We start from the raw sequence: 25141 nt of genomic DNA on the forward strand, positions 1-25141 counted from the left end.
CGTTCTCGCAAATTAATCGCCAAGGCGCGCAAATGACAGCTACAACATGAAAGTTAATTTAAAGCGTCAGCGGATTTTCTTGGCAAAATGCTGCCATTCCGTTTGAACCGATCAGCAGGCCTGCCTATGACTCGTATCTTGACCATCGAAGACGACGCCGTGACCGCTCGGGAAATCGTCGCCGAACTGAGCAGCCACGGGCTGGACGTAGACTGGGTCGACAATGGCCGTGAAGGCCTCGACCGCGCCGTAAGCGGCAACTACGACTTGATCACCCTCGATCGCATGCTCCCCGAACTCGATGGCCTGGCCATCGTCACCACGCTGCGCACCATGGGCGTGGCCACGCCGATTCTGATGATCAGCGCCCTCTCCGATGTCGATGAACGCGTGCGCGGCTTGCGTGCCGGCGGCGATGATTATCTGACCAAGCCGTTCGCCACCGATGAAATGGCGGCGCGGGTGGAAGTGTTGCTGCGTCGGCAGAACAGCGGCGCGACTCAGGCCACCACCTTGCAGGTCGCCGACCTTGAGCTGGACCTGATCAGCCACGAAGCGCGCCGTGCCGAACAGGTGCTGACGCTATTGCCGACCGAATACAAGCTGCTCGAATTCCTCATGCGCAACAGCGGCCAGATCCTTTCGCGGATGATGATTTTCGAAGAAGTCTGGGGTTATCACTTCGACCCGGGCACCAACCTGATCGACGTGCACATCGGCCGTCTGCGCAAGAAGATCGACGCAGTGGGCAACGTTCCGCTGATCCGCACGGTACGAGGCTCGGGTTATGTCATTGCCGAACCCGTCTGACGGCTGGCGCTCCTCCAGCAGCCGTTTGCTGGCGCTGTACAGTTCGCTGTTCGTGGCGTGGAGCGCGATCCTCATGGGGGTCATGTACTACGAAGTCTCCGGTTACCTCGACAACCTCGCCAAACATTCGTTGATGCAACGTCAGCATCTGTTCTCGCACTTTCGCGGTGAGCAACTGGAAGAAGCCCTCGCTGCGAGCATGACCTTCGACATTCGCGGCATCGACGCCTACGGTCTGTTCGACGCGCAGGGCGTCTACCTCGGCGGCGCCTTGCAGCAGATCCCCGAAGGCCTGCCGCTGGACGGCAAGATCCACATGCTCGCCGATTGCGCCGACTCCGATGACCCGACCCTGCCCAATGACAGCTGCGATGCCGTCGCCACGCAAACCCGCGATGGGCGCTGGCTGGTGTTGCTGCGCGACAACGGCTCGCTGTTCGCGGTGACGCGAATCATTTTGCATGCGCTGTTCTGGGGTGTGTCGCTGACGATTCTGCCGGGGATTGCCGGTTGGCATTTGCTGCGGCGCCGCCCGTTGCGGCGGATTCGGGCGATTCAGGCCAGCGCGCAGTCGATCGTTGCCGGTGACCTGACGCACCGTTTGCCGTTGTCCAACCGCCGCGATGAACTGGACATGCTCGCGGCCATCGTTAACGCCATGCTCGAACGCATCGAGCGCTTGATGAATGAGGTCAAAGGCGTCTGCGACAACATCGCCCACGATTTGCGCACCCCGCTGACGCGCCTGCGCGCGCAGTTGTATCGCATGCAGCAACAGGCCGGCGAAGGCTCGCAGGAGGCGGCGCAACTGGATCTGGTGCTGGCGGAAGCGGACACGTTGATGGCGCGTTTTCGCGGCCTGCTGCGGATTTCCGAGCTGGAGGATCGGCAGCGGCGTTCAGGGTTCGTCGAGCTGGATCCGGTGCAACTGCTGGAAGAATTGCATGAGTTCTACCTGCCGCTGGCCGAGGAAGGCGAGCTGTGTTTCGAGCTGAACATGCCGGAGACATTGCCGCCGCTCAATGGTGATCGGGCGTTGTTGTTCGAGGCGTTGGCGAACCTGCTGAGCAACTCGATCAAGTTCACCCCGCCCGGCGGCACGGTGATGTTGCGCGGGGTGAATGCCGGTGGGCAGACGCGGATCGAAGTGCACGACTCAGGACCGGGAATTCCCGAATCGGAGCGTGAGGCGGTGTTCCAGCGCTTCTATCGTGCTGAAGGTGGGCAGCCGCAAAGCGGCTTTGGTCTGGGCTTGTCGATAGTGGCTGCGATTGTCAGCTTGCACGGCTTCAACCTGGAAGTCGGCAGCAGCGATCTGGGCGGGGCGAAACTGCTGCTCGATTGCCGGCAGAGCCTGATCGAAAACTCCTGACCTCCCCCTTGGAATGCAACCCCTGTAGGAGTGAGCCTGCTCGCGATAGCGGTGTGTCAGTCAACTTACTCGTTACTGACAGATTGCTATCGCGAGCAGGCTCACTCCTACATTGGATTGTGGTGTTCTTCAGGTTGGGTAATTGGCGCGCAGGGCTTCGAGGCCACCCTGGTAGATGCCGCTGAACAGCGCTACTACTTCCTCATCGCTCACGCCTTTGGCATTGAAGCGCCCCGACCACGTGACCCGTGCGCCCTGCCCCTGGGCTTCGACCTTGATCGTCGCCAGATAATCCGTGGCCGGGAACGGCGCTTGCTCGATCGAATAGCTGTAGGTCTTCGCTGTGTTATCGAACGCCTGCAGACGCTCGATCACCACGCCGCCATCAGCGGTCTGCAAGGTGCGCACACGGCCACCGTCACTCAGTTCGCTGTTGGGAATGAAGGGTAGCCAATCGGGCAGCGTGTTGAAGCCGCCGATCAATTGCCAGACCTGATCGGCCGAAGCCGGGATTTCGATGGTTGCTGATGCTGTTGGCATAAAAAACAGTTCTCCAGATACTTAGATTGTCAGGCTGTCGACCACGCCGCCATCGACGCGCAAAGCGGCGCCCGTGGTGGCCGAGGACAGCGGCGAAGCGATGTAGGTGACCAGATGCGCGACCTCTTCGACATCCGCGACACGCTGGATGATGGAGGTCGGGCGGGCCTTGAGCACAAAGGCGTCGGCCTCATCACGCAGGTTGCGCCCGGATTCGGCGGCCGCATCCTTGAGCATGTCTTGCAGGCCATCGGTGAAGGTCGGCCCCGGCAGAATCGCATTGACCGTCACGCCGGTGCCAGCCAGACGTTTGGCCAAACCGTGGGACACCGCCAGATTGGCACTTTTGGTCACGCCATAGTTGATCATGTCTGCCGGGGTTGCCACGCCGGATTCCGAAGACAGGAAAATCACCCGGCCCCAGCCCTGCTCGACCATCGCCGGCACATAATGCCGCGCCAGGCGCACGCCGGAAATCACGTTGACCTCGTAGAAGCGCGTCCACTCGCTGTCCGGCGCTTCGAAGAAATCGACAGCGTCGAAGATGCCGAGGTTGTTCACCAGAATGTCCGCACGTGGCTCGGCGGCGAACAGTTTCTGCGCGCCCTCCGCCGTGCCCAGATCGGCAGCCAGACCGCGCAATTGGGCGCCCGGCACTTTCTCCCGGATGCTCGCCAGCGCCTGTTCGACCTTGCCGGCGTCACGGCCAATGACAATCACCGTGGCCCCCGCCTCAGCCAATGACTGGCTGATGCCCAGACCAATGCCCGCCGTACTGCCACTGACAATCGCCAGCTTGCCACCCAAGTCAATCTTCATTACACACCTCCCATGTAGGAGCTGCCGAAGGCTGCGATCTTTTGATCCGGCAACGGCGCCCGTTCAGAAACCAGTTTCGCTTCACGCAATGCCTGCCAGAAACCGGCAGGAATGACCGCCGACAACGCCGCGACATCTTCAGCAATCCGCCCCGGCTTGCTCGCGCCCGGAATCACCGCCGCGACCGCTGGGTTGGCCAGCGAAAACTGCAGCGCGGCGGCTTTTACATCAACGTTGTAGGCTGCGGCGATGCGCTTGATCTGTTCCACTCTGGCGATGATCTCAGGGCTGGCTTTCTGGTATTCGAAGTGCGAGCCACCGGCCAGAATGCCCGAGCTGTAAGGACCTCCGACGACGATTTCAACGTTCTGTGCCAGCGCCGCATCCATCAGGCGTTGCAGCGGCCGTTCGTGGTCGAGCAGCGTGTAGCGTCCGGCGAGGAGAAAGCCGTCAGGCTGCGCCTCGGCCAGATCCAGAGTCAGTTCGCACGGCTCGACTTTGTTCACGCCCAGGCCCCAGGCCTTGATCACGCCTTCTTCACGCAAACGGGTCAGCACCTTGAAAGCGCCGGTGCGCGCCTGATTGAAGTATTCCAGCCATTGATCGCCGTAGAAATCCTGAGCGATGTCATGCACCCAGACGATGTCGAGGCGATCGGTTTGCAGACGCTTGAGGCTGTCTTCGATGGAGCGCAGGGTGGCGTCGGCGCTGTAGTCGTTGACGATCTTGTTCGGCCGGCCGTGTTCGAATACACCGCTTTTTTCACCGAGATCGCGGGCGGCGGCGTCTTCGACTTCGTCGAGAATCACCCGCCCGACTTTGCTGCTGAGTACGTAGTCGTCACGCTGATATTGCTTCAAGGCTTCGCCAAGGCGGATTTCCGACAGGCCCGAGCCGTAAAACGGCGCGGTGTCGAAGTAGCGTACGCCAGCATCCCATGCGGCATGCACGGTGGCTTGCGCTTCGGCTTCCGGGATGGCGCGGAACATGTTGCCCAGTGGTGCGGTGCCGAAGCCCAGTTGGCCGGGCAGTTTGTCTTTCAAGCTCATCGGATTGTCCTCATTCGTTCTGGGTCTGTGTGACCGTTGAGCAGATCCTAGATTGCGACGCTTAGACCGTCCAAGACATAATGTGCAGCACTTGAGTCCCTACAGGTCTGACATGATCGACATCCGCCAATTGCGCTACTTCGTGGTAGTCGCCGAAGAAGAACACGTCGGCCGCGCGGCCGAACGCCTGCACATTTCCCAATCGCCACTGAGCCGGCAGATCGCCCAGCTTGAAGAACGTCTGGGTCTGACCCTGTTCGAACGCAGCCAGCAACGCATTCGCCTGACCCGCGACGGGCAGACGTTTCTCGCCGAAACCCGTGCCCTTCTCACGCACGCCAATCGCCTGGAATCGCTTGGCAAACGTCTCGGCCGTGGCGAAGAAGGCGGCTTGTGCATCGGTTATATCGAGAACGCCATGCATGCCGGGGTGCTGCCGAATGCCTTGCGCGTATTACGCGCGGATCGGCCGAATGTCCACGTCGCCTTGTACAACCTCAGTTCCGCTGAACAACTCGAAGGCCTGCGACAGCGTAGTCTCGATATTGCACTTGTGAGTGAGCCGCCGACCGATGACGATCCGGATTTGCTGGGTTTCCAGGTGCTGGATGACCCGATGTTGCTGGCGCTGCCGGAACAGCATCGGTTGGCGCAGCAGGCGCTGTTGAGTCCGCAGGATCTGGCGGATCAGGAGTGGATTGGCGTACAGCCGCGCCAGGACGCCAGCGATGAGTTTGTCAGCGCGTGCATCCGCGCGGGGTTTACCCCGGATGTGCGCATGCACGCAACCGAACCGTTTACCGCGCTGGGGCTGGTGGCCTCGGGGCTGGGGATTGCGATGATTCAGAAAGGCCTGAGCCATAACGCGCCACCGGGCGTGGTACTGCGAGAAGTGCCGTGGCTGGCGTTCACCACTCCGCTGTGGGCAGCATGGCACCGGATCAATTTGCGACCGCTGGTGGAAACGTTCAGGAAAGTGCTCACCGACGGCGAAATTTGCGCTGACTGAAACGGCCCCTTCGCGAGCAAGCCCGCTCCCACAGGGGTTATGTGTTGCGCCAAAGATCTCCTGCCAAGCCAAATTCCCTGTGTAGGAGTGAGCCTGCTCGCGATGGCGTCGTGTCAATCGCTCTCTTTGTTGGCAGCTACACCGCTATCGCGAGCAGGCTCACTCCCACAGGGGTTATGTGTTGCGCCAAAGTTCTATTGCCACGCCAGCTACCACGATGTTTTGTGGCAATCCTCAAGTCCGTGGCCGGCTCCAATCCCCCACAGGGTTTGTGGCGATCTACACTGAACGGATCAGCCATCTGTCGTGAGATTGCCATGAGAATGTCTGCGCAAATGACCGTCGTCGCTGTGCTCGCCACCCTCGCCTATCTGGGCCTGGCGGTATGGGGCATTGGCGGGGTGGCGATTTTTTTCTCTCACGGTTCGCTGGTGCTGGTGGCGCTGGCCACCGTGGCGATGGTCGTGGCTTCGCTGTTTACCGAGGTCAATCTCAGTTCCGGCGAACGCGAAGACCGGGCCAATCGCTGGGTGCTTCCGGCGTTCGGGGTCATCGGCTTGATCAGTGGTTTTCTGCCGGCCTACTGCGACCGGGTGAATGTCTGGACGTTCGGTGGCGAAGGCGTGCGCTGGCTCGGGGCGTTGCTGTTTATCGTCGGTGGCGCGCTGCGGTTGTGGCCGGTGTTTGTGCTGGGCCGACGCTTCAGCGGGTTGGTGGCGATTCAACCGGGGCATCGGTTGGTCACCGATGGCATCTATCAACGGCTGCGCAACCCGAGTTATCTGGGGCTGGTGATCAACGCCGTGGGCTGGGCGCTGGCCTTCCGCTCAACTGTCGGCCTGCTGCTCGCGGCACTGACGTTGATCCCGCTGATCGCCCGCATTCATTCCGAAGAAGCCTTGCTGCGCACCCAGTTCGGCGCCGAATACGACGCCTATTGCGCCCGCAGCTGGCGCTTGCTGCCAGGCATCTACTGACCCCAATCCCTGTAGGAGCTGCCGCAGGCTGCGATCTTTTGATCTTGTCTTGTTAAAAACAACATCAAAAGATCGCAGCCTTCGGCAGCGCCTACACGACGTCAGTTGGGTTGCAGGTGCAGTTGGCCGGTGCTGTCGATCTTGACGCTGATGTCGGTGTAACTCGCCAGCGTCGCGTGGCTCGTTTGCAGCGGGTGCTGATGCGTCGTGGTGATGATCATCAGCGGCGCGCCAGCAGCTTGCGCAGCCTGGATACCGACGGTGGCATCTTCGAAGATCAGACAATCACGCGGCTCAAGCCCCAAGCGTTTGGCCGCGAGAATATACCCGGCCGGATCAGGCTTACCCGCCTGCACATCCTCGGCAGTAATCATCACCGCTGGCGCCGGAATGCCCGCCGCCGCCATCCGCCGCAACGCCAGATCCCGCGGCGCCGAGGTCACCATCGCCCAGCGATCTTTCGGCAGGCTATCGAGAAACGCCGCCGCACCGGGGATCTCGACGATGCCTTCAACGTCTTCGATCTCCGCCTCAGTGATGAACGCGGCTTGTGCCTCGGCGTCCACCCCCGGCAGGTTCAGACGATTGATGGTGTCGATGGCCCGTGCGCCATGAATGGTCGGCAAAAACTTTTCGACATCAACGCCATGGCGCACCGCCCAGGCAGACCAGATCCGCTCGGCGGCAGCAATGGAGTTGAGGACAGTGCCGTCCATGTCGAACAGAAACGCGCCGAACGCGCGCGCAAAAACAGTTTCGTTAGCAGACAAAGGTTTGCATCCTCTGGCAAAAGACCGGGCCGGCAATGTAGCACTTGCCCGGCCGATCCACCCAGCGTCAGTGCAGGCGCGGGGCCTTGGATTTGAACGCACTCTCGACGCAATCGAGCAACTGACCGATGGCCCACGGCTTTTTGATGAACGCCACCGAATGCTTGACCCCCGAGGTCTCGGGCGTTTCATAACCGGACATGACCATCACCGGTTTTTCCGGCCAGCGCTCGCCAACCAGGTTGGCCAGGTCGGCGCCATTCAAGGTGCCGGGCATGGTGATGTCAGTGAGCAGCAGCGCAACTTCCGGCGCGTGCTGCTCAAGATAAAGTGATGCGGCGTCGGCGCTGGTTTGCGGCTCGACCTTGAAACCTTCCTCCTGAAGAATTTCGCAGAGAAACTCCAGAATCAACGGATCATCTTCAACGACCAGAATCAACCCGCCAGGAAGGTGCGCGCTCGCCGTAGGTGTTGGGCACATGAACTGGCACTCCCGGTTTTTGCATTAACGATTTAGCGGCTTGAATCCGCTGCTTATCTGGTATGAGCAGTACGCCCTGCAGAAATTCATTTTTGATACAGGTCTTTTCCAAAAGGCTTTTTTGGCATTGCCGTGGCAAGCGTTCGCAACGGTCTATTTGTGGTTAAAATGCCGGCCCTTTTGCTTGCCGACCCTGACCGATGAACCCTGAAGCCCTCGCCACCCTCTATGCCCATCTGCTGCCCGCGCTCGCGGCGGCGCCGAGCGAAACCCGTCGCCTGTTTCACGGGCGCGGACGTTGCTGGCCGGGGCTGGAGCAGTTGACCGTGGACTGGCTGCAAGGCGTGGTGCTGGTGTCGCTGTTCAAGGAACCGGCGCCTGAGCAACTGGAAAATCTCAAGGAATTGCTGCTGGACATCAGCACTTCGAATGAATGGCAGCAGTCTGGCGCACACACCTTGCTGATCCAGCATCGCTATCTGCCGCAGAGCACCGCCGAATGGCTGCTCGGTGACGAGATCGACGAAATGACCATCGTCGAGGGCGGTTTGCACTACCTCGTCGATCTGGGTCGCAAGCAGAATACCGGGCTGTTTCTCGACATGCGCTACGGCCGTGACTGGGTTCGTGAACAGGCCAATGGCAAGCGCGTGCTGAATCTGTTCGCCTACACCTGCGGTTTTTCCGTGGCGGCCATCGAGGGTGGTGCCAACCACGTGGTCAATCTGGACATGTCACGCGCGGCGCTCAGCCGGGGCCGCGACAATCACCGCTTGAACGGCCACGACCTGAGCAAAGTCAGCTTCCTGGGGCATGACCTGTTCAAGTCCTGGGGCAAGGTGATCAACAGCGGCCCGTACGATCTGGTGATCATCGATCCACCGTCGTTCCAGAAAGGCAGTTTCCTGCTGACCAAGGATTACCAGCGCGTGCTGCGCCGCTTGCCGGAACTGCTGACCGCCGAGGGGACGGTGCTGGCGTGCATGAATGATCCGGCGTTCGGTTCGGCATTCCTGATTGATGGCGTGACCCAGGAGGCGCCGGAGTTGCGCTTTGAGCAGCGGCTGGAAAACCCACCGGAGTTTCCGGATATCGACCCGCAAAGCGGCCTCAAGGCCCTGGTCTTCCAACGCACAATATAAAGGCAGCCCTGTAGGAGCTGCCGCAGGCTGCGATCTTTTGATGTTGTTTTTAAAAAAGACAAGATCAACAGATCGCAGCCTGCGGCAGCTCCTACACAGGCCTTGGAACAGTTCGCCATGCCCGGTGACGTTGAGCTTGTGATACAGGTTGCGCCGATGGACTTTGACGGTCTCCGGCGAAATGCCCATTTGCTGGGCCATCGCCTTGCTGGAAAAGCCCCGCAGAATCAGCCGTGCCGTGTCGACTTCGCGCACTGTCAGCCGCGCATCGAAGCGATCCAGCAAGGTCGCCAGATCCCCCGCCACTCCTTCCGCCGCCGGCCCTTGCGGCGGCAACAACTGCACATGTCGGCGCATCGCCGCCAACACCCAATCGCGCACGCACAGCAAGCGGCCTTGCTCGGCCATCGCGAACGTCGTCGAGCGTCCCAGTGACAAACCGAGCACGCCGCCCTCAACGTTGATCATGAACTGCAACTCGTCTTCGCCCACCACCGAACGGAAGTAGCTCAGGTAATACTCGCTGTGCAGAAACTGGTCCGGCGCCACGCTGGCGAGGCTGTGCAAGCCATCGGCAATGCCGGTGGACGCGCTCTGATAGAACGGGTCGAGCAGGTACATCCCGGCCGTGTAGCTGGCCAATTCTTCCTGCTCGTCGGATCGGCCTTTGCTGTCGAAGTCGATCAGCAATTGTGGCGCCTGCCCCGCTTTCATCAGCGCCACCAGTGCGTTATCCAGCGGCACCAGCAAGCGCAAGGTGTCGACCAGCGCCCGCCAGAAACCCTCCTGCCCGACGCCGGCAAATACCCGCGCGAGACTTTGATGCACCGGCATTTCCTGCAACAACGCGTCCACGCACTACCCCTTTTGAGTAACCCATGATGGGAATGGGTCCGGCGCGACCGGCCCGATAGGCTGACCACTCCTGTTCATCACCGGCCTGCACAGGCCTGGAGTGCCGCATCATGCGTCGTCACCGTGGCTATATCAACCTGGGCATCAACCTCGGCCTACTCGCCAGTATTGGCGCCGCCGCGACCGTCATGGCCGGCGATGCGCCGAGCGTGCACGTCTACAATTGGTACGACTACATCGGCCCGACCACCCTCCACGATTTTCAGCGCGACAGTGGCATTCAACCGGTCTACGACACCTTCGACAGCGCCGAAGTACTCGAAGGCAAATTGATGACCAGCCACAGCGGCTATGACGTGGTGGTGGCGAGCAATTTCAGCCTGCCGACGCTGATCAAGGCCGGCGCCCTCGCCCCGCTGCCCCGGGCGCAGTTGTCGGGCTGGAACAACCTCGATAGCGATCTGCTGAAAAAACTCGCCAACAATGATCCCGGCAATCAATACGCGGTGCCGTATCTGTGGGGCACCAACGGCATCGGCTACAACGTCGACAAGGTTCGCGCTGCGCTCGGCGAGAGGGCGCCGGTGGATTCGTGGGACCTGGTGTTCAACGAAGACAACCTCGCCAAGCTCGGCCAGTGCGGCGTGGCGATGCTCGATTCGCCGTCGGAAATGCTCCCGGTCGCTCTGCACTATCTCGGTTTGCCACCGAACAGCACCGATCCCGAAGACTATAAAAAAGCCGAGGCGCTGCTGCTGAAACTGCGCCCGCACATTGCCTACTTCAACTCGTCGAAGTTCATCAGCGATCTGTCCAACGGCAACATCTGCGTGGCGGTCGGCTGGTCCGGCGCCATGCTCGAAGCCAAGACCAATGCCGAGCAGGCCAACAACGGCGTGAAGATCGCCTACAGCCTGCCGAAGGAAGGCGCGCCGGTGTGGTTCGACACGCTGGTGCTGCTCAAGGACGCGCCGAACCCGACCCAGGGCCTGGCCTTTATCGACTACCTGCTGCGCCCCGAAGTGATTGCGCCGGTCAGCGATCACCTGTCGTACCCGAACGGCAATCGTGCGGCGACGCCGCTGGTGGCCGAAGCCACCCGCGACAATCCGGCGGTGTACCCCTCCGCCAAGGCGATGTCCACGCTGTACACCCTCGAACCGCTGCCCAAAGCCACCGAACGCGTACGGACGCGGGTGTGGAGCAAGGTCAAGAACGGCCAGTAACGCCACCCGCAGACAACACAAAACCCTGTGGGAGCGTGGCTTGCCCGCGATGACGGTGTGTCAGGCGACACATGCATTGGCTGAACGGACGCCATCGCGGGCAAGCCTCGCTCCCACAGGGTTTTGTGTTCAGCCCCGCTCATTCATTTCTGCCCTTTTATAGAGAGACAAATCATGAAACCCCGTGCCCGTGACCTCAATATCCGCATCGGCCAGATGCTGCCCGGCCCGCTCAATGCGATCACCGATGTGCCCGGCGTGCGCGTCGGCCATAGCAATGTGCGTGGCCGCAGCAGCGCCGGGCGCGATATCTGCACCGGCGTCACCGTGATCGAACCGCGCCGTGGTTCAACCAATCAGCAACCGTGTTTCGCCGGCGTGCATGTGCTCAACGGTAACGGTGACGCCACCGGACTCGAGTGGATTCGTGAAGCCGGTTTGCTCACCAGCCCGATCGCTTTCACCAATACCCACAGCCTCGGCGTGGTGCGCGATGCACTGGTGGCGCTGGACCGTGAGCAGCAACCGGACGATGGTCGCCTCTACTGGAACATGCCGGTGGTGCTGGAAACTTTCGACGGTCTGCTCAACGACATCAACGGTTTTCATGTCCAGCCCGCGCATGTCGCCGAAGCCCTGAGCAACGCGGTCGACGGCGCGGTAGAGGAAGGCGCGGTCGGTGGTGGCAGCGGCATGATCTGCCATGAATTCAAGGGTGGCATCGGCACCGCGTCGCGCCGTTTGAGCAGCGCTCAGGGCGGTTGGACGGTGGGCGCAATCGTCCAGGCGAATCACGGCATTCGCAGCGAATTGCGCGTCGATGGTTATCCGGTCGGACGCTATATGGAGCAGAAGGACTCGCCGTTTTTGCGCGCATCGTTACCGCATCCGGGCATGGGTTCGATTGTCGTCTGCCTGGCCACCGATGCGCCGCTGTTGCCGCATCAATGCACGCGTCTGGCGCAGCGCGCGAGCCTCGGACTGGCGCGTACCGGGGGCGGCAACGAGGACCACAGCGGCGATATTTTCATCGCATTCGCCACGGGTAATCAGGTGCCGCCCGCCGCTTATGAAGGCAAAGGCGCGCCGACCTGCGAGGGCTTGCGCATGGTCAACAACGACCACATCAGCGAGCTGTTTCTGGCGGCGACCGAGGCGGTTGAAGAAGCGATCATCAATGCCTTGCTGGCCAGTGAAAGCACCGCAGGCAACGGGCATTCGGTGCCGGGGCTGGATGCGCAAACGCTGCTTGCCGCACTGGACAAGGCTGGCTGGCCGGGCTCGCGCTAAACCCTGCCTGCCTCAATTACCTCAATTGAACTGTAGGAGCTGACGAGTGAAACGAGGCTGCGATCTTTTGATCTTGAAAAACAACATCAAAAGATCGCAGCCTCGTTTCACTCGTCAGCCCCTACAGGGGTATGTATGAATAGGGGGGAAATGGCTTTTTTTGGGTGCGCGGATCAGTGCACAGTCAGGCGCTGGCGAACGAATTCTTCGGCGTGGCGCGTGGTCTGATCGAGATGCCGATCGCGCTGTTTCTCGGCATCGAGCATGGCGCGCTTGCCGTTTTTTTGCAGCAGATAGGTGTGAATCTGCTGCACTTCCAGCGAACGGTAGATCGGCGTGGTGTCGATAAAACCGCGCAAGCCGTTACTGCGGTAATGCCGGGTGCTCATCAGCACCTGCGTCTCGCGCGAGCCGATCACTTCGAAGCCCATCGCTTCGAAATACGGCACTTTGCCGACCGTGCAGGCCAGTTCGGCATGCGGATAGCGCCCGACCATTTCGCTGATCAGCGCCCGCGCCACGCCCTGACGCCGATGCCCTTCGCGCACCGCCATGTAGGCAACGCTGCACGCCTCCCAATCGCCCTGCACTGGCAGGTACAAGAGGAAACCGGTGACCTGTTCCGGGTCTTCCTCAGCCGTGGCAATCAGCAATTCCACCTCAGTGCCTTTCTCGCCATTCAGCGCTTCCAGATACAGATGCACCTCATAGCCGACCGCGTATTGATAGACGTTGTACAGCAGATTGCTCGGGCCGAGACCGACCGCGCTGATGTCGGTCAGGTAATCGACGACCATTTGCAGAATCTGGCTGTTGACGCCTTCGGGGCATGGGGATTTGAAGTGGGTGACGCGTGGCATGGTGGGTGAGCTCCGACGGAAAACCGCGACATCATACCTTGTGGGTCAGCTGAGCTTGTAACTGTGGTGACGGGACCAGCGTTTGCTCACGAATAACCGAGGGTTTTTAGTTCAAACCGCCCGGCATAAAACCCAAATCACACGCACTGCGTCCCTGACAAAAATTTCATCCGCGCCAGACGCGATCTTTCGCCAATACAGCGTCCAATTGCTCAGCTGCGTTGACTTTTCGACGCAGGCCTCGAGGAGTTGTCATGAGCGTGTTGCGTTCCCTGTCAAAATGGCGGAAATCCCTGTTGCTGGTGCCGTTGACACTTGCCGCGCTGAGCAGCGCGCCGGTGTTTGCGCAACCAGTGGTGATCGTCCAGCAAGCCCCGCCGCCAATGCGCATGGAAGTGATGCCCGGCGCGCGTCCCGGTTATGTCTGGGATCAGGGCCATTGGCGCTGGCAAGGACGCGGTTATGTGTGGATGCCCGGACACTGGCAACCGGTGCGCTATGGCGCCCGCTGGAAACCGGGCCACTGGCAGGCTCGCGGGCCGAACTGGTTCTGGATCGAAGGGCATTGGGTGCGTTGATTTGCCCCAGCGCCTGCTCACCTCATCTGCTGGGAAATCCCTATGTCGAAAAATCTGAAAACACTGCTAGGCGCCACGCTGGTGGCAATCACCCTGTCCGGTTGCGTCGTCGCGCCGGCCCGCCCACACCGGCCTCCGCCACCCGTGGAAGTGGTAACGGTGATGCCGGCGCCGGGTTATCACTGGATCGGCGGCCACTATCGTTGGGCCGGTAATCAGTGGCGTTGGGTGCCGGGGCACTGGCGCGCGTATTGATGGGCGCGCGTGGCGTCACTGTTGTGGCGCCACCACCTTGAACTTGATCGCGATGTCCTTGGACACCACGGTGTCCGCCCACTCCCCCGCGCCGAGACCGAACTCGTCGCGTTTAAGCAACAGTTCGCCGTCGAAGATGCCGATCGCGTTGTCCGGTTTCAATTCCACCGGCACCTGCACCTCGCGGGTAATGCCTTTGAGGGTCAGTTGGCCGGCAATCAGGTAGCGGTTTTGCGCGACCTCGGTGAAGTGGCTCGATTCGAACACGGCCACGGGGAATTTCTCCGTGTCGAACCACGCCGGTTTCACCAGTTCGGTATTGGCATCCTCGCTACCGGCATCGATGCTCGCCAGATCGATGTGCAAGGTGGTGTGGGCGCGGTCGAGATGCTCGCTGTCAAAATCCAGCGTCGCCTCGAACTTGCCGAAGGTGCCGTACATCCGCGAACCCATCTGGTTGTAGGTGAAGCTGATCTGACTGGCGTGGGTGTTGACCCGTGTGTATTCGACGGCTTGCGCAGCGGGAATGGCGCACAGGACAAACGCAGCGGCCAGCAGCAATCGCAACGACATGGGATTCTCCGGGCAGCGCTAGACGTCATGGGCCTCGATTGACTTAAGCAAACATCCACCGGTTACGCCAGTTGCCACCGTGGCGCGCCTGGGATCAGACCAGCGCTTCAGCGCTGCGCGTTTCAGTTGCTCCCGCTCGCACGCCTGCCCGAAGCCGATGGCGCAATTTCAACGCCGGCCGTTCGATGCAGTAGTAAGTCAGGTAGCTGAACGAAAAGGCGACCAGCAACACGCCCAGAATGATTGCGGCGTCGTACGTGCCCGACCAGAAACCGTGCAGCGCGTAAATCAGCACAAAGTGATTGAGAAACACGCCATAACTGAGGTTGCCGAGAAACTCGTCGACCCGGTGATACTTGAGCCGGCTCAGCCAATACACCGCTGGAATTCCCAATGCGGTGCCCAACGTCACCTCGGCGTTGTAGGGCTGACGCTCGATCACGCCCGCCATGATCGCCGCGAACAGCAACCCTGCGCCGATCGTTGTCGCGGCCACCACTACCCGTCCTCTGCTGTTGGCTTTGTACAGATAGCTGCCGCACAGAAACATGAACAGAACGCCCGGCAACAAGCGATAGCCGTAGTAATCGGTGTTGATGTAGCCGAAACACGCCAGCACAAATACGCCGACAGACAAGGCGAACGCCGCGCCGCGCCACTTGAAGATAAGCAGAAAGGGAATCACCAGGTAAAAACACATCTCCAGCCCCAGCGACCACGCGGGCGGCAGAATCCACAGGCTCGAAACCCCGAACATATAGAAACCCAGCGGCACCATGGACAGGCTCGCGGCCACGCGCGGCACCGTCAGTTCGAGGTCAGGCGCCGAACCGGGCATCAGCACGTGCACGACGATGCACGACGCAATGAAGTAGAACAAAAACTGCGGATACAGGCGCAAGGCCCGGTCCAGATAGAACGAGGCGATTTTACCGGTCGAGCTGTAGTTACGCTCGATCAGCGAAGTCATGACGAAACCGCTGATGATCAGAAAGGAAATCACCGCCACCACACCGGGATTGAGCCCGGCGAACGTTACGCCCATATGCGAAACGGCAACCAGCACCGCCAACAGCAGTCGAAAAGCCCCCATTTACACCCTCAAACGTCCTTATCGTTATGGCGCGTAACCTACGATGCTTTCTCCCCGGACAACAGCAAAATATCCATCCCTGTAGGAGCTGCCGCAGGCTGCGATCCGTTGATCTTGCTTTTATTACGCCGGCGCAAGATCAAAAGATCAAAAGATCAAAAGATCAAAAGATCAAAAGATCGCAGCCTTCGGCAGCTCCTACACGAGTCGTTCGATCTTCTGGTGTTGCCAGACCAGTTTGTAATACAGCGTCTGCAAGATCAGCATCCCCAGATACGCCACCGGAAACGCCATCCACACACCCGGCAACCCGTATCGCGCATCCAGCCAGTAAGCCGCCGGCAACTGCACGCCGACCACGCAGATAATCGCGATGGCCACCGGCACCAGCACCGTACCGCTGGCACGCATGATTCCGCCGATGATCGCCTGGAAACCGAACACCAACAGGCTCCACAACATGATGTGCAGCAGATGCTCGGCCATCAACCGGGTCGAGTCCTCGGTGAGGAACAGCCCGAGCAGCCAATGCGAGAGCAGATAGCCCAGCACGATCAGACCGCCGGTCAGGCACACGTTGATCAACAGCCCGGTGCGCAGAATCGGCCCCATGCGTTCCAGGCGCCCGGCACCGATGGCTTGCGCGCCAAGGATCGACGCGGTGATCGCAATCGACAACGCCGGGAACTGCACGTAGTTGACGATCTGTGTCACCGCACCATACGCCGCCGTCGCTTGCGAGCCGTGCTGGTTGACCAGCGCGAGGATCACCAGCTCCGACAACGACAGCACAATCATCTGCACCCCGGTCGGCAGGCCGATGCGCAACACTTTGCCGAGAATCGCTCCGTTGAGTCGCAGTGCGGCAAAGAACTCGCGGTCCGGCGCCAGCGGATGGCCTTTGCGAATCAACCGCCACGCCAACCACGCCATCGCCGCAAGGTTACCGGCCAGGCCGGCATACGCCGCACTCTGAATGCCCAGTTGCGGCAGGCCGAACCAGCCGCGAATCAGTGCCGGCGTCAGCGCCAGGCCAACCGAGGTCGACACGAGTAGCGCCAGCAACGGCGACAGCGTGTCGCTGACCCCGCGCAGCAGTTGCGTGAACAATACGAACACCAGCAACGACGGCAGAATCCACATCATCACATGGGCATACGCCACCGCATCGTCGAGCACATCCGCCGGCGTCCCCAGCCCGCTCAACGCTTGGCGCGCAAACACACTGCCGAACACCGCCGCCACCAGACCGATCAACACCCCGAGCAACAGCGTCGCCCCGGCAATCGCCTTGACCATATGCGGTTCGCGCGCGCCCCACGCCTGACCGATCAACACGCCCGCGCCGGCACCGAGACCGATCACCAGGGCAATGAAAAAGAACACGATGGGAAACATCCCGGACACCGCCGCCAGCGCCTGAGTACCGAGCATCTGGCCGATGTAGATGCTGTTGACCGTGCCCGACATCGATTGCAGGAAGTTGGACAGCACCATGGGGGCCAGGAACAGCAGGTAGGTGTGCCAGAGGGGTTTGACGGCGGTGGCGGTTTGCATTGAATGGAGGTCCATCTCGACGGCGGGAGGGCTATGACAGGATAGCTTCGGCGAGTTGCTCGCGGGGCGCAATTAACATTTCAAATCGGTGTCGGCTGGCTGCTCCATTGCTTGTTTTTTCGGTAAGGGCCGGTAGGTGCGGAGCGGCAGCTGTGATAAACAACACGCCTTGCATTTTTTACTGATTGAGGCCTGATTAATGCCCCACGTTCGCCACCTGCTGAGCTGCGCCTTCCTCGCTTTATTGGCCAGCGGCGCGCACGCCGCCACCGCCACAGCGCCCCCGGAATCGTTGCAGCCATTGCTGGAAACCCTGAACGAACGCCTGAACATCGGCGACCTCGTTGCGCTGACCAAATGGGACAGCGGCAAACCCATCCAGGACAGCCCGCGCGAGGCGCAAGTCATCGCCAATGCGCGCACGTTGGCCGCCGAGCGCAAGCTCGATGCGGAGGAAGTCGCGCAGTTGATCGGGGCGCAGATGGAGGCAAATAAACTGGTGCAGTACGGTCTGCTCGCACAATGGCAGGCGGCCGGTACCGCACCGGAAACGCCGCGCCCGGATCTCGGTCAGCAGATCCGCCCACGCCTCGACGAATTGCAAACCCGGCTGCTGCAGCAATACGCCGCTTTCCTACCGTATCGCCAAGACCCGAACTGCCCGGCGTGGCTGGCCAGGGCACGCAGCGGTCTGACCAAGGATGCGTTGCATGAACTGGCGCTGACGCGTGCCACCGGTGAGTTGTGTATTCGCACGAAGGCCCCGTAAATCGGGGCTGAGGCAACCATCGCTGGCGTCGATAGTCACCATCACGTCAATGAAGTTCTCATAAAAAATCCGCGGCGTAAGATCGGCTCCAGACAAACAAACAACTTCTGGAGCACACGATCATGAAACGCCAAACCCTTCTCAGCATCGCTTTCTCGGTTTTCGCAGTTAACGCTTTTGCCGCTACCCCGGCCCACACCATGATCGCCGAAGGCGGTTCGGACAAGCTGATTGAAAGTCGTGTCGCTGAAGGTGGTTCTGATCGTCTGCTCGAACGCCGTGTTGCCGAAGGTGGCTCCGACCGTCTGCTCGAACGCCGCGTTGCCGAAGGTGGCTCCGATCGTCTGCTCGAACGCCGTGTTGCTGAAGGTGGCTCCGATCGTCTGCTCGAACGCCGTGTTGCCGAAGGTGGCTCCGACCGTCTGCTCGAACGCCGTGTTGCCGAAGGTGGCTCCGACCGTCTGCTCGAACGCCGTGTTGCCGAAGGTGGCTCCGACCGTCTGCTCGAACGCCGTGTTGCTGAAGGTGGCTCCGATCGTCTGCTCGAACGCCGTGTTGCCGAAGGTGGCTCCGACCGTCTGCTCGAACGCCGTGTTGCCGAAGGTGGCTCCGACCGTCTGCTCGAACGCCGTGTTGCTGAAGGTGGCTCCGACCGTCTGCTCGAACGCCGTGTTGCCTGAATCAATCGTTCTACCGCTACACCCACAAAAAAGCCCGGCCTGATCAGCCGGGCTTTTTTGCGTTCAACCGTGGCTTATTGCACGGTCTTCAGCTTGACCACGTCACCGGAAATCTTGGTGGTGTAGCCGGTCAGGACCCATGCCCAGAACCAGTTTTCCTGGACTTGGGTGTTGATCATGGCGTCGCCACCCTTGGCTTTGATCGCGGCAGTCTGGGCGCGGACGAAGCGGTTGTTCTGCTGGATCGGGATCACGCCGAACAGCAGCAGACCGGTGGCGGTGGCTTCACTGTGACCAACCACGGTGTATTGGCTGCTGTCGTAATGCTGGGTGTTCATCGGGGTGCCGGTGCAACCTGCCAGAACCGCACCGAACAGGGCGGCGGCGACTACTTTGCTGAGATACTTCACTGTAAAACTCCATGGAAAACGCCCGGGATCCGTCTCTCGAGCGGCGCACACCTTACCCAAAATAGTGGCTCATTGGTATCAACCTGGGAAAGTTTCATCTTGCGCTTCGCTGGCAGCCCGTTGGCGATGTCGCATACCATGGCGCCACGCCAATCAAGACAGCCATTGCCCATGTTCAAAGCCAGTCTGCGTAGCCATCTCACTCTTTGGTTTGCCGGTTTGTCCCTGCTGACGCTGTTGAGCGTGGGTTTCTATGTCGGCCATATCGCCACCGAACAGATGAAGCAGGCCAGCGGCAATGCGTTGCTCAATACCGCGCGCTCGGCAGCGGCGTTGCTCGGCGAACAATTGCGTGAGCGGCAGTTGGAGGTTTATCTGCTCAGCCGCGCGCCACATCTTGAGCGCGGTGATCTGGATAACCCGGCGATTCTCAAGTCGATGCAATTGCGCACGCAGGCCCGCGCCGAATATGCGTGGATGGGCGTGACCGATGCCGAAGGCAAGGTGCATCAAGCAGTGAACGCTTTGCTGGTCGGTCAATCGGTGCAGCAGCGCCCATGGTTCCAGGCCGGACTGCGTGGCGAATACACCGGCGACCCGCACGAAGCCGTGCTGTTGGCCAAACTGCTGCCGGGTTTGCCGAATGGCGAACCCCTGCGTTTTATCGATTTCGCCGCACCGATTCGTAACGCCGACGGCCAGGTTATTGGCGTACTGGGCGCGCACGCGCACTGGAACTGGGTCACGCACATTGTCGAATCGGCGACGTTTTCGCATAAGAATTCAGCGCCGGACATCGAAGCGTTGATCATCGATCACGACGGAAAAGTGCTGTACCCCGAGGCCTTGATGGGCCAGCAATTACCGGTGAGTGATGCAAAGTCGCCGGGCTGGACGGTGGGCAACGGTTATCTGACCAGCATGGTCACCGTGCCGACTCCGTCAAGCACGCAATTGTCCTGGTCGATTGCCGTGCGCCAGCCACTGGAAACCGCGCTGCAACCGGCGCGTCTGCTGCTGTATAAGTTGCTGATCGCCGGTGTCTTGGCGGCTGTGGTGTTCGGCCTCGTTGCCTATTATCTGGCGCTGTACCTGAGCCGGCCCATCGAGCAACTCGCACGCTCGGCCAAGCAGGTGCAGGACAACCAGCCCGGCGCGCATTTCCCGTTGCAGCATCCGGTGCGTGAAATTGCCCAGCTCGGCCAATCCATCGATGCGATGACGCAATCGCTGCTCGGCAAAGAGCGCGAGTTGCAGGAAGCAAATGCCTCGCTGGAAGCGACCGTGGCGCAACGCACCGCCGCACTGACTCAGGCCAACGCCGAACTGTTGAGCCTGGCAACGCACGATGCCTTGAGCGGCGTCTACAACCGCCGGCGTTTCGACGAAAAGATCAGCGAATACACCCTGCTGTCGCGACGGACGGGACGCCCGTTTGCCCTGCTGTTGATCGATGCCGACCATTTCAAACGCATCAATGACACGTACGGTCATGCCATCGGCGATGAGGTTTTGCAGCAGTTGGCGCAATTGATTGAGAGCAGCCTGCGCACCACCGATTTCGTCGCTCGTTACGGCGGCGAAGAGTTCGCGGTGCTGCTGCCGGAAATTGCCCAGCCCGATACCCCTGAAGTGGTCGCCGAGAAGATTCGCACGGCGATTGCGGCGGCGCACTTCCCGGACGTCGGGCATGTGACGGTGAGTATCGGCGTCGCTCTGGCGGACCCGGCGGACAACAGCCACACGGCGCTGATCAAACGCGCCGATCAACAGCTGTATCAGGCAAAAGCGGCGGGCCGCAATCAAGTCGCCAGCCACCACACCACGCCCACATCCACATCCACATCCACATCCACATCCACGACCCTGTAGGAGCTGCCGCAGGCTGCGATCTTTTGATTGTAAAAAACAAGATCAAAAGATCGCAGCCTGCGGCAGCTCCTACAGGTAACGTCGCGTCACGTCGCATCAGGTTGGGTTGGATTGAATTGGCTCAGGTATTGGTTTTCAGCTTGGTCCACAACCGCGTCGACAGGCGTGCGATCTTCGCCGGCAACTCTTCCACGGTGAACAGTTTCTCCATCACGCTTTTCGGCGGGTAGATCGCCGCGTCCTCCTTCACGTCCGGGTTGAGGAACTCATTGGCCGCCGCGTTAGGGTTGGCGTAGTGAATGCTGTTGCTGATGTTGGCGATCACTTTCGGTTCAAGCAGGTAATTCATATAGGCGTAGCCATTGTGCTCATGCGGTGCGCTTTTTGGCATCACCAGCATGTCGAACCACAAGGTCGTGCCTTCGTCGGGAATCGAATAAGCGATGTCGATGCCGTTTTTCGCTTCCTTGGCGCTCGCCGCTGCCTGAACGATGTCGCCGTTGAAACCAATCACCGCACAGACGTTGCCGTTGGCCAGGTCGCTGATGTATTTCGAGGCGTGGAAGTACTGAATGTACGGACGGATCTTCAGCAATGCCTGTTCGGCCTTTTTGTAATCGTCCGGTTCGTGGCTGTGCGGCGGCAAGCCGAGATAATTAAGGGTGATCGGCAACACCTGCGTCGGGTTGTCAATGATCGCAACGCCGCACTGGCTGAGTTTCTTGATGTTTTCTTCGGCGAAAAACATCTTCCAGGAATGCGTGACATCGGCGTTGCCGAAGATCGCCTTGATCTTCTCGACGTTGTAGCCGATGCCGGCAGTGCCCCACATATACGGATAGCCGTACTGGTTGCCGGGGTCGTTGACTTCAAGTTTCTGCATCAACACCGGATCGAGGTTTTTCCAGTTGGGCAACTGCGACTTGTCGAGTTTCTGGATCGCTCCGGCCTTGATCAACCGTGAGAGAAAATGGTTCGACGGGCTGACCACGTCATAGCCGGTGTTGCCGGTCATCAACTTCGACTCCAGCACTTCGTTGCTGTCGTGGATGTCATAAGTGGTCTTGATGCCAGTGGCCTGGGTGAAATTGGCCAACGTGTCCGGGGCGATGTAGCTGTTCCAGTTGGAGATGTTCACGGTTTCGTCGGCGCAAGCGCTCGCTGTCGTTGCGGCGAGGGCGATTGCCAGGGAAAGTCGGTGGATGCGCATGTTCTGTCACCTGTAGGGAATGGCTTTTGTTCTTGTGTGATAGGCGGAAATTCAGATTTCTGTTCTGGCCCTGACCGCCTCCACGCGCATGCGAAGCATGGCACCGATATCGAAAAAAGGACGTGGCGGCAGCCAGCCCGGTTCGGCCCGTTGCATCACTGATTGCAACAGCGGCGAGTCGACGCCCGACGCCAGCTCCGCCAACAGGCGGCCCCACAACGTGCCGCGCGCAACGCCGGAACCATTGCAGCCGGCCACGGCAAACACGCCCTCCTCGACCCGATCGAAAAACGCCTGGCCGCTGCGGCTCGCGCTCAAGTGACCGGTCCAGGAGTAGTCGATGTCTTGTTCGCCGAGGAACGGAAAACGTCGCTGCAAGCCGCGAACGTGGTGTTGGCGGCGCACCGCCAGTTCGCTGTTGGAGAGATCGCGCGTACGGTATTCGGCGGTGTTGCGGATCATCACCCGACGATCCGGGGTCAAGCGCACCGTGGCCCCGAGCGGCCGCGTCGACAGCACGCCCCAAGGCTCGACGGCGCCGATGGCCCGGAACTCCTGATCGGTGAGCGGCCGCGTCAGGCTGGCACTCAGTTCCATCGGGAACGTGGCGCTGTCAGCGATTCCGACCCGGGGAATGAAAGCGTTGAGGCACACCAGGACTTTTTTCGCTTCAATGCTGCCCTCTACGGCATTGGCGCGCAGACGCCCTTGGCTCAGGCGCTCCAGAGCGCTGATGTCGGTGTTTTCGTACACGGTGATGCTGCCCGGCAAGGCATTGAGCAAGCCCTTCACGTACTTGGCTGGCTGCAACAACGCGTTGCCATTGCCACAGCAGATCGCCGCCTCGTAGTGGCGAGTGCCGAGCTTTTGCGCCAATGCCGCGCCCTGCAGAAATTCCGCACGGGCGCCGAGGGCGCGCAGGGTCGCCAGTTTGGCGTCGACCTGGTCGAGCTTGGCCCGATCGTTGACGGCAAAGTAATAACCGCTGTCGCGAAAGTCGCATTCGATGCCGTGGCGGGCGATGCGTTGGCGCACTTCTTCGCTGGCAGCGCGGGAAATATTCGTGTCGATTTCAAACCCGGCGAAGCCCGGCGCGCCGATCAGTTCGCTGTGCGCCGGATGCTCATGGGCAACGACGAATCCCGAGTTGCGTGCCGATGCGCCTTGCGCCGCCCGCTGCCGATCAACCACGACGATGCGCGCCTGCGGATGCATTTCGGCAAGGGTATGCGCGGCGCTGAGGCCGGTGATGCCGCCACCGATTACCAGCCAGTCGGCCTTCTGCGCACCACTCAGGCGACCACGTTCCGGCGAGCTGCCAGCCTGCGCGATCCAGCCACATACGTTTTCCATGCACCACCTCATTCGACTGTCGTTCTGCGGCTTGCTTCTGCACAGCGGCCATGCGTGAATCGCATGAGCTGCTTGAGAAGATTGCCGCCAGAGCTAAAATCTATAAGGTCTTCGTCGCCCCAACCAACGTTATAAAATCATCGAGCCATTCGGAAAACGCATGGATAAAATCCGCCACGTGCCCTCACTGCAAGCCCTGCAAGCCTTGGTCGAAGTCGCCCGCTGCGGCAGTTTTACCAGCGCGGCACAAAGCCTTTGCCTGACGCAAAGCGCGGTAAGCCGGCAGATCCAGCAACTGGAACATCACTTCAATGTACCGTTGTTCATCCGCACCAGTCGCAGCCTGCGCCTGACCACGGAGGGCGAACAGGTACTGGCCAGCGCCCGCAGCATCCTCGACCAACTGAAAACCCTGGAAGAACGCCTCGCCCCGCAAAAGCGGCCGTTGCGCATTCGCATGCATGTGTCGCTCGCGGTGCGCTGGCTGCTGCCGAAACTCAGCGACTTTTACCTGCGCCATCCCGAGGTGTCGCTGGCGATTGAAACCGTCGCCACCGAGGTGGTCGAGCCGGCGAGCGACAGTGACGCCTACATTGTCTATTTGCCGCAGCCGTCCAGCGATCCCGATTGCCTGACGCTGTTCGAAGAAACGCTGGTGCCGGTGTGTTCACCGAACCTGGCAGACGCGCCTCGATCGGTGGAAGAACTGCGGCGCTTTCCATTACTGCATCGCTCGGCGGATCGTCAGGCATGGATCGAATGGCTGGCAGCAAACGAGGGAAAACCGCTGGAGGAATACCGGCACATCCCGTTCAACCTGGATGAGCTGGCTCTGGATGCGGCGGCGCGGGGATTGGGCGTGGCGGTGACGGACATGACCCTGGCGGCCGAGTCGATCGAACGCGGTTTGCTGGTCGTGCCATTCGGTGAACCGCTGCGCACGGGCGGCGTTTATGCGTTGTGCCTGCAACCGGAAGCTGCATCGCATCCGGCCTGCGCGCTGGTCATGCAATGGTTTGCCAATCAAGCCACAACCAAAATCCCCCTGTAGGCGCTGCCGCAGGCTGCGATCTGTTGATTTTGTTTTTAAGACAAGATCAAAAGATCGCAGCCTGCGGCAGCTCCTACAGTTGTGCCGGGAAGGTTTGCAGATACGCCAGCAGATTATCGAGTTTCTCTTCGTCGCTGAGGCCCCAGAAAATCATCCGCGTGCCCGGCACCACGCCTTTGGGATCTTTCAGATAGGCCGTCAGCGTGTCGCGGCTCCAGGTCACGCCGGAGTTTTTCATCGCCTCGGAATACACGTAGTTCGCCGATGTGCCGGCGGGTCGGCCGAAGATGCCGTTGAGTTGCGGGCCGAACCCCGGACGCGCGGATTCGCCGACCTGATGGCAGCCGCCGCACAGCCGCGGGAAGATTTTCGCACCGGCTTCGGGATCGCCCGCAGCCTGGGCGGTGCTGCTGAACAGGCCTGCGCTGAGCATCAGGGTGAGGAACAGTGACGCGGTGTTTTTCATCGGGCAATCCAGAACGGTGTCATGCAATTGTGCCAAGGCTATCATTTTGTGGCGAAGGCGCTTGCTCTCGGGCT

The 25141-nt window shown here is 60.6% G+C and carries 26 protein-coding genes and 1 pseudogene; 13 read left to right on the forward strand and 14 right to left on the reverse strand.

Features of this window, described 5'->3' with window-relative positions:
- Positions 1-126: 126 nt before the first annotated feature.
- Both C2E19_RS18165 and C2E19_RS18170 read left to right on the forward strand, forming a co-directional pair.
- Positions 127-810 carry a response regulator transcription factor gene (locus C2E19_RS18165; protein ID WP_129394452.1) on the forward strand — a complete coding sequence of 228 codons (684 nt, stop codon included), beginning with the start codon at positions 127-129 and terminating at the stop codon, positions 808-810.
- Entirely contained in the window at positions 788-2182 is a 1395-nt protein-coding gene (locus C2E19_RS18170) for a HAMP domain-containing sensor histidine kinase (RefSeq protein ID WP_129394453.1), read from the forward strand. The genes C2E19_RS18165 and C2E19_RS18170 overlap by 23 nt, the downstream gene beginning before the upstream one ends.
- A 129-nt stretch (positions 2183-2311) precedes the next feature.
- Here C2E19_RS18170 and C2E19_RS18175 read toward each other — a convergent pair whose 3' ends face one another.
- Genes C2E19_RS18175 through C2E19_RS18185 form a run of 3 tightly spaced genes read right to left on the reverse strand, consistent with a single transcriptional unit; the run spans position 2312 to position 4590 of the window.
- Positions 2312-2722, reverse strand: a complete 411-nt coding sequence (locus C2E19_RS18175; RefSeq protein WP_129394454.1) for an SRPBCC family protein — start codon at positions 2720-2722, stop codon at positions 2312-2314.
- Between the two features lie 21 nt (positions 2723-2743).
- Positions 2744-3541 (reverse strand): SDR family NAD(P)-dependent oxidoreductase, encoded by a 798-nt coding sequence (locus tag C2E19_RS18180; protein WP_129394455.1) that lies wholly within the window; start codon positions 3539-3541, stop codon positions 2744-2746.
- Entirely contained in the window at positions 3541-4590 is a 1050-nt protein-coding gene (locus C2E19_RS18185; protein WP_129394456.1) for an aldo/keto reductase, read from the reverse strand. Before C2E19_RS18185 ends, C2E19_RS18180 begins: the two co-directional genes overlap by 1 nt.
- Positions 4591-4702: 112 nt before the next feature.
- On the opposite strand from C2E19_RS18185, the gene C2E19_RS18190 reads away from it, so the two are divergent.
- The gene (locus tag C2E19_RS18190; protein ID WP_129394457.1) at positions 4703-5599 is read left to right on the forward strand and encodes a LysR substrate-binding domain-containing protein; all 897 of its coding nucleotides are present in this window, start codon (positions 4703-4705) and stop codon (positions 5597-5599) included.
- A gap of 317 nt (positions 5600-5916) precedes the next feature.
- Positions 5917-6576 (forward strand): isoprenylcysteine carboxylmethyltransferase family protein, encoded by a 660-nt coding sequence (locus C2E19_RS18195; protein ID WP_129394458.1) that lies wholly within the window; start codon positions 5917-5919, stop codon positions 6574-6576.
- A 101-nt stretch (positions 6577-6677) separates the two neighbouring features.
- Here the strand turns inward: C2E19_RS18195 and C2E19_RS18200 are convergent, their stop codons facing one another.
- On the reverse strand, positions 6678-7346 hold the full coding sequence (locus C2E19_RS18200; protein ID WP_129394459.1) for an HAD-IA family hydrolase: 669 nt from the start codon (positions 7344-7346) through the stop codon (positions 6678-6680).
- Positions 7347-7413: 67 nt separating this feature from the next.
- Positions 7414-7827, reverse strand: a complete 414-nt coding sequence (locus C2E19_RS18205) for a response regulator (RefSeq protein WP_129394460.1) — start codon at positions 7825-7827, stop codon at positions 7414-7416.
- Between the two features lie 200 nt (positions 7828-8027).
- On the opposite strand from C2E19_RS18205, the gene C2E19_RS18210 reads away from it, so the two are divergent.
- The gene (locus C2E19_RS18210; protein ID WP_129394461.1) at positions 8028-8969 is read left to right on the forward strand and encodes a class I SAM-dependent methyltransferase; all 942 of its coding nucleotides are present in this window, start codon (positions 8028-8030) and stop codon (positions 8967-8969) included.
- A gap of 105 nt (positions 8970-9074) precedes the next feature.
- Here C2E19_RS18210 and C2E19_RS18215 read toward each other — a convergent pair.
- Positions 9075-9824 (reverse strand): annotated as a pseudogene (locus tag C2E19_RS18215) (LuxR C-terminal-related transcriptional regulator); the annotation flags it as partial.
- Positions 9825-9934: 110 nt separating this feature from the next.
- On the opposite strand from C2E19_RS18215, the gene C2E19_RS18220 reads away from it, so the two are divergent.
- Positions 9935-11050 carry a polyamine ABC transporter substrate-binding protein gene (locus C2E19_RS18220; RefSeq protein WP_129394462.1) on the forward strand — a complete coding sequence of 372 codons (1116 nt, stop codon included), beginning with the start codon at positions 9935-9937 and terminating at the stop codon, positions 11048-11050.
- Between the two features lie 174 nt (positions 11051-11224).
- Entirely contained in the window at positions 11225-12340 is a 1116-nt protein-coding gene (locus C2E19_RS18225; protein ID WP_129394463.1) for a P1 family peptidase, read from the forward strand.
- Between the two features lie 173 nt (positions 12341-12513).
- Here C2E19_RS18225 and C2E19_RS18230 read toward each other — a convergent pair whose 3' ends face one another.
- On the reverse strand, positions 12514-13200 hold the full coding sequence (locus tag C2E19_RS18230) for a GNAT family N-acetyltransferase (RefSeq protein ID WP_129394464.1): 687 nt from the start codon (positions 13198-13200) through the stop codon (positions 12514-12516).
- Positions 13201-13454: 254 nt separating this feature from the next.
- Between C2E19_RS18230 and C2E19_RS18235 the strand changes: the two genes are divergently transcribed.
- Together C2E19_RS18235 and C2E19_RS18240 are read left to right on the forward strand one after the other, a co-directional pair.
- Entirely contained in the window at positions 13455-13778 is a 324-nt protein-coding gene (locus C2E19_RS18235; RefSeq protein ID WP_129394465.1) for a YXWGXW repeat-containing protein, read from the forward strand.
- A 42-nt stretch (positions 13779-13820) separates the two neighbouring features.
- Entirely contained in the window at positions 13821-14033 is a 213-nt protein-coding gene (locus C2E19_RS18240) for a YXWGXW repeat-containing protein (protein ID WP_129394466.1), read from the forward strand.
- A gap of 15 nt (positions 14034-14048) precedes the next feature.
- On the opposite strand, the gene C2E19_RS18245 is transcribed toward C2E19_RS18240, so the two are convergent.
- From C2E19_RS18245 to C2E19_RS18255, 3 genes are all read right to left on the reverse strand, one after another.
- Positions 14049-14606 (reverse strand): YceI family protein, encoded by a 558-nt coding sequence (locus tag C2E19_RS18245; RefSeq protein WP_129394467.1) that lies wholly within the window; start codon positions 14604-14606, stop codon positions 14049-14051.
- Positions 14607-14700: 94 nt separating this feature from the next.
- On the reverse strand, positions 14701-15699 hold the full coding sequence (locus tag C2E19_RS18250) for an acyltransferase (protein WP_129394468.1): 999 nt from the start codon (positions 15697-15699) through the stop codon (positions 14701-14703).
- A gap of 198 nt (positions 15700-15897) precedes the next feature.
- On the reverse strand, positions 15898-17256 hold the full coding sequence (locus C2E19_RS18255; RefSeq protein ID WP_129394469.1) for an MATE family efflux transporter: 1359 nt from the start codon (positions 17254-17256) through the stop codon (positions 15898-15900).
- A gap of 199 nt (positions 17257-17455) precedes the next feature.
- Here C2E19_RS18255 and C2E19_RS18260 point away from each other — a divergent pair, with 199 nt between their 5' ends.
- Positions 17456-18025: a chorismate mutase gene (locus C2E19_RS18260; RefSeq protein WP_129394470.1), complete on the forward strand. Its 570-nt coding sequence runs from the start codon at positions 17456-17458 to the stop codon at positions 18023-18025.
- Positions 18026-18147: 122 nt separating this feature from the next.
- The gene (locus C2E19_RS18265) at positions 18148-18705 is read left to right on the forward strand and encodes a phage infection protein (RefSeq protein ID WP_129394471.1); all 558 of its coding nucleotides are present in this window, start codon (positions 18148-18150) and stop codon (positions 18703-18705) included.
- Between the two features lie 74 nt (positions 18706-18779).
- Here the strand turns inward: C2E19_RS18265 and C2E19_RS18270 are convergent, their stop codons facing one another.
- Entirely contained in the window at positions 18780-19115 is a 336-nt protein-coding gene (locus C2E19_RS18270) for a hypothetical protein (RefSeq protein ID WP_129394472.1), read from the reverse strand.
- A 171-nt stretch (positions 19116-19286) separates the two neighbouring features.
- Here C2E19_RS18270 and C2E19_RS18275 point away from each other — a divergent pair, with 171 nt between their 5' ends.
- Positions 19287-20987, forward strand: coding sequence for a sensor domain-containing diguanylate cyclase (locus tag C2E19_RS18275; RefSeq protein WP_129394473.1), 1701 nt, complete (start codon positions 19287-19289; stop codon positions 20985-20987).
- Positions 20988-21108: 121 nt separating this feature from the next.
- Here C2E19_RS18275 and C2E19_RS18285 read toward each other — a convergent pair whose 3' ends face one another.
- On the reverse strand, positions 21109-22197 hold the full coding sequence (locus C2E19_RS18285; protein WP_129394474.1) for a polyamine ABC transporter substrate-binding protein: 1089 nt from the start codon (positions 22195-22197) through the stop codon (positions 21109-21111).
- Positions 22198-22248: 51 nt separating this feature from the next.
- Positions 22249-23550 (reverse strand): FAD-binding oxidoreductase, encoded by a 1302-nt coding sequence (locus C2E19_RS18290; protein WP_129394475.1) that lies wholly within the window; start codon positions 23548-23550, stop codon positions 22249-22251.
- A 160-nt stretch (positions 23551-23710) separates the two neighbouring features.
- On the opposite strand from C2E19_RS18290, the gene C2E19_RS18295 reads away from it, so the two are divergent.
- Positions 23711-24601 (forward strand): LysR substrate-binding domain-containing protein, encoded by an 891-nt coding sequence (locus C2E19_RS18295; RefSeq protein ID WP_129394476.1) that lies wholly within the window; start codon positions 23711-23713, stop codon positions 24599-24601.
- Between the two features lie 73 nt (positions 24602-24674).
- Here C2E19_RS18295 and C2E19_RS18300 read toward each other — a convergent pair whose 3' ends face one another.
- Positions 24675-25067 carry a c-type cytochrome gene (locus C2E19_RS18300; protein ID WP_129394477.1) on the reverse strand — a complete coding sequence of 131 codons (393 nt, stop codon included), beginning with the start codon at positions 25065-25067 and terminating at the stop codon, positions 24675-24677.
- Positions 25068-25141: the final 74 nt, after the last annotated feature.

Source organism: Pseudomonas sp. DTU12.3, from assembly GCF_004124275.1.
In the GTDB taxonomy this organism is placed as follows: Bacteria; Pseudomonadota; Gammaproteobacteria; order Pseudomonadales; family Pseudomonadaceae; genus Aquipseudomonas; species Aquipseudomonas helmanticensis.